The organism is Lysinibacillus sp. RC46 (assembly GCF_041262385.1).
Taxonomy (GTDB): Bacteria; Bacillota; Bacilli; order Bacillales_A; family Planococcaceae; genus Lysinibacillus.
Window position 1 is genome coordinate 1 of the sequence record NZ_JBGCCF010000069.1, and the last position, 4782, is coordinate 4782.

Genomic DNA, 4782 nt, shown 5'->3' on the forward strand with positions numbered 1-4782 from the left:
CCGAACACGGAAGTTAAGCTCTTTAGCGCCGATGGTAGTTGGGGGCTTCCCCCTGTGAGAGTAGGACGTCGCTAGGCAATGTAAACAGTCAGCTGTATGCTGGCTGTTTTTTTTATACAAAATTATACAAATAGTAATAAACCAAGAAGCTTAAATTAGCTTCTTGATTTTTTTTAGTTATTTACTTTAGCAAAAATTAATTTTCAAATAGTTAAATATACTCATTGATGTTTAGATATTTAAGTGTGCTTTTATTAACTTCAATGTAATATTACCCATGGTATAAAAAGTCAAAATTATGGATTTTATAGGTATTATATATTAGAATAGGTAATAGTCATTTTTACATACTTTTATAGATTCTTTTAGGATATGGATATGTAAAAAATATATGGATAGGAGTGTAAAAGTTGATAATACTAGATAGACCTTATGTTTCTGATTTATTAGCGCACACAATTAGTAAGAATAAAATTCCAGTTATCAAATTAAATGAAGTTTTTATACCAAACGAATCTACTATAGATTTAAAAAAGGTAGACGATTTGTTGATTGAATTAGAGAAGAGGAATTGTCCAATTCTCTTTAACTCTGAAAATGGACTTAATATTTTATCAAAATATGCACCTAATCACTATTTAACAACTGTTACAGATATTTTGAAAAATAAAGTTACTTTCAGGAAAACATTAAGTAGACATTATAAAGATTTCTTTTTCACAGAAGTTTCTCTAAAAGAATTAGAAGAATTAGATCCTAGTGCTCTACCTTTCCCTATTATTGTTAAGCCTGTTATAGGATATTCAAGTATAGGTGTACATCGTATTGATAAGGTAGAAGAATATAAAGAAACTATTAAACAACTTAAATTTGAAATGGAAGTTACAAGTTCAGACTATCCAATCGAAGTTATTAATAACCAATCATTTATAATTGAGAAATTAATTGAAGGTGATGAATACGCTGTTGACGTATATTTTACAGAAGACGGGGAACCTGTTATCTTAAATCTTTTTAAAAGAATGTTTAGGCATGAGAAAGACATGAGCGATAGAATTTACTATACGAGTAAGCAAGTAATAAATGAGTCCCTCAACAAAATTCAAGAATTTTTAGGAACTATTTCATCGTTCTTCGCTTTAAAACTTGCCCCTATACATATTGAAATTCGCATCGATAATGAGGGACAGATTGTTCCAATTGAAGTAAATCCACTTAGATTTGCTGGTATCGGTACAAATGAACTTGGCGTTCATGCATATGGTGTAAACGCATGTGAGTACTTTTTTAAACAACAAAAGCCTGATTGGGAAAATATAGTTAATCAAATGGATGATTCAATTTATAGTTTTTGTTGTGCTGAAATAGATGCCTCTATTGATTGTAAGCAAGTTGTATCTATTAATCATGAAGCGTTTAAACTAAATTTTGGTGAAATTTTAGAATATCGGCCAATGAAAGTGAATGAAAGCTCTACCTTTGCTGTAATCTTTCATAAATCACCGGATTTAAATGAGAATACAAGGTTATTGAACTTAGATCTGAATCAATATATTACGTTAAATGAATTGGTATTTGTTTAATAATGATTAATTTTTTTATTACAGTTAGGAGCGTTAATGATGTTTAAAGGTATGACAATTAGAAAGAAAATATTATTAAACGTATTAATGCCTATTGTTGTTATAAGCACAATTTTTAGCTTTGCCATTTTTATTGTAGCTGAACGTTTAATTGATGGGTATATTATTCCTCAGTTTGAAGAGAGCTTAACGATGAAAATGGAGGATTTTGATGAGCTATTTGATAAAGAATTAATCAATAGTGCTAAAACAAACAAAAGTGCATATCAAGAGTTATTGTCTAGAGGAAATGCATTTCAAGAAAAGTATGATTTAGAAAATGTGTATATTATGAGTAAAGTAGATAATAAAGAAGTCATTTTATTTTTAGGCAATGACGATAAGTATTTATCACCACTAGCGTTTACAGATGAACAAAAAGCAGCGCTAGGCACAACTAAAATGGTTACAAGTGATATTTATATAGATGATTACGGTGCCCATAAGTCTACATTTTTACAAGTTCAAGGAACAGATTCTGTCTTAGGATTAGATGAAGATGCAGATTTTATAGTTGATTTAGAAAATTTATTAATAAAAGTATGTGTATTATTAGCACTTATATTTATTGTGGTAAGTGGTATATTAGCATATTTCACTGCTAAAAGAATTTCTAAACCGTTAAATCAACTTGTAGATTACACTAAAGTAATTGCAGCTGGTGATTTAACGCAGGAAATAAAAAATTCAAGTAATGACGAAATTGGTCAGCTTGCATCAAGTTTTAATAGTATGCAAGTACAGCTAAAAGATGTTATAGGGCATGTATCCTCAACAGCAGACTATGTAGCAAATGGGTCTAAAGAATTGACTCAAAGTATAGAGCAAGTGACAGAAATGACTAATCAGGTATCAGCGGCGATTCAGGAAGTTTCAGTAAGTAGCGAAATGGTAACAACTGGGGCTATTCAAAATCAAATTGCGATTAGAGAAATATCAGAGGGTATAGTAGAAATTACGGAATCTACCACGAATGTCTCTGATGAATCTATTAAGACATCTGAAGAATCCAATCAAGGTAATAATGTTATTCAACAATCCGTACAAGGAATTGATTCGATTAACGAGCTTTCAAAAGCCTCTATGCAAATGACAGAACAAATGCATCAACGTTCTAAAGAAGTAGGACAAATTACAAATGTAATTACAAGTATTTCAGATCAAATTAATTTACTTGCACTAAATGCAGCTATTGAGGCTGCTCGTGCAGGTGAATATGGAAAAGGGTTTGCTGTTGTTGCGGATGAAATAAGACATTTAGCAGAACAATCTGCCCAATCTGCTAATGACATTACTAAATTAATCTCTGAAATGCAAAACAATTCTAATGAATCTGTTGACGCTATTACGAGAGTAGTAAATGAAATTGATCAAGAGACTGTCGCAATAAGATTGGCTGGAGATACTTTCCGAAAAATTTCATCTCTAATTTCAAACATTAGTATGCGAACGCAATCAATTGCTTCAACAGTAGAACAAATATCAGCAAGCTCTGAACAAGTATTAGGGACTACTGAGACAACTGTGCAATCATTGGAGCAAACATCAGCAGGTACCCAAAATATTGCTTCAACTATGCAAGAGCAATCTGCTTTTATGGAAGAAATGCTAGGAACTGCTAATCAAGTAAACGAGATGGTTGAAAACTTAAAAGGTCAAATTGCACATTTTAAAATTAAGTAATCTAAGCAATAACATTAACTAAGTTAAAAGGATTAGCTCTATCTTGAACAGAGCTAATCCTTTTACTATTTTTAGATCCGTATGTCAGTATCAAAGTCGTTTGTAAATTCGACAAAATACTCATTGAGTTCGTTCTATTTGTATATAACTCTTTATATAATGTAACGATTACTTGAAAAAGGAGAGGGAATTTTGTGGATTGATGGTGTTTTTTCTGGTGGCGGTTTGAAGGGGTTTGCACTAGTTGGGGCGTATCAAGTACTAGAAGCTGAAAATTTTCGCTTTAAACGGGTAGCTGGGACGAGTGCCGGGGCCATATTAGCTGCTTTTATTGCTGCGGGATATAGCGGAAAAGAAATCCAGACTATGTTAGAAGAGTTGGATGTACCTTCATTATTAGATCAAAGGAAAACTATCTTACCATTCCCGTTTATGAAGTGGGTTAATGTTTATCACCATTTAGGTTTATATAAAGGAAAAGCATTAGAAAAATGGTTTTTTCAAAAATTAGCTGCAAAAGGTGTTTATACGTTCGGAGATTTACCTAGAGATTCATTAAAGTTAGTGGCCTCAGATTTAACAAATGGCAAAATGATGGTGTTACCGGATGATTTACAAAATTATCATATTGATGCGAAAAATTTTTCTGTTGCAAGTGCTTTACGTATGAGTTGTGGTATACCATTTTTCTTTGAACCAGTTACATTAAAAACAGGAAAAGGAGATTCAGTTATTGTAGATGGCGGTGTATTGAGTAATTTTCCGTTATGGGTATTTGATGATAGAGAAGGACGTAAGGTGCGGCCGATTATAGGGCTTAAATTGAGTAGACGTAGAGAAGAACAACACCCACATGAAATTAAAAATGGATTAAATTTATTTGAAGCTTTATTTTCTACTATGAAAGATGCTCATGATGAAAGATATATCTCAAGACGGCATGAAAGAGATATTATTTTCATTCCTGTCGATGATTATAGCGCTACTCAATTTGATTTAGATGAAGAGACTAAAGAAACACTTTTAGAGATTGGAAGAAACCGTACTATTCAATTTTTAAAAGCGTGGCCAAGATTTAAGTTATAAAACTTTTGAAAAAAATGAATAAAACTATTGACGCTCTATGAAGTAGATGATATTATATAAAAGTTGCTGATAAACATGCAACTAGAACAATATAAAAAATAACTGTTTGACAGTATGTGTGAAACATGTTATTATATAAAAGTTAACTCTTAACAAAGAGATGATGATTATAAATGAACCTTGAAAACTGAACAAGCAAAACGTAATCAATAAAGTTTTTAGTAACTAGCCTTGAGTTGGTGAACGAAACGAAATTTTGGACATCAAACATGATGCCAGCAAAACAATTTGAGCTTATCAAATTTCTTTTTATGGAGAGTTTGATCCTGGCTCAGGACGAACGCTGGCGGCGTGCCTAATACATGCAAGTCGAGCGAACAGAGAAGGAGCT

The 4782-nt window shown here is 31.9% G+C and carries 3 protein-coding genes and 2 rRNA genes; all 5 read left to right on the top strand.

The genetic code is table 11. From position 1 onward, the window contains the following. A 5S ribosomal RNA gene (gene rrf / locus ABH966_RS27095) occupies nucleotides 1–77 on the top strand; the annotation flags it as partial. 333 nt (nucleotides 78–410) lie between these two features. Then, nucleotides 411–1583, top strand: coding sequence for an ATP-grasp domain-containing protein (locus tag ABH966_RS26870; protein ID WP_370083779.1), 1173 nt, complete (start codon nucleotides 411–413; stop codon nucleotides 1581–1583). 39 nt (nucleotides 1584–1622) lie between these two features. Further along, nucleotides 1623–3305: a methyl-accepting chemotaxis protein gene (locus ABH966_RS26875; protein WP_370083781.1), complete on the top strand. Its 1683-nt coding sequence runs from the start codon at nucleotides 1623–1625 to the stop codon at nucleotides 3303–3305. Between the two features lie 192 nt (nucleotides 3306–3497). Then, nucleotides 3498–4391, top strand: coding sequence for a patatin-like phospholipase family protein (locus ABH966_RS26880; protein WP_370083783.1), 894 nt, complete (start codon nucleotides 3498–3500; stop codon nucleotides 4389–4391). Nucleotides 4392–4699: 308 nt separating this feature from the next. Beyond that, a 16S ribosomal RNA gene (locus tag ABH966_RS26885) occupies nucleotides 4700–4782 on the top strand; the annotation flags it as partial.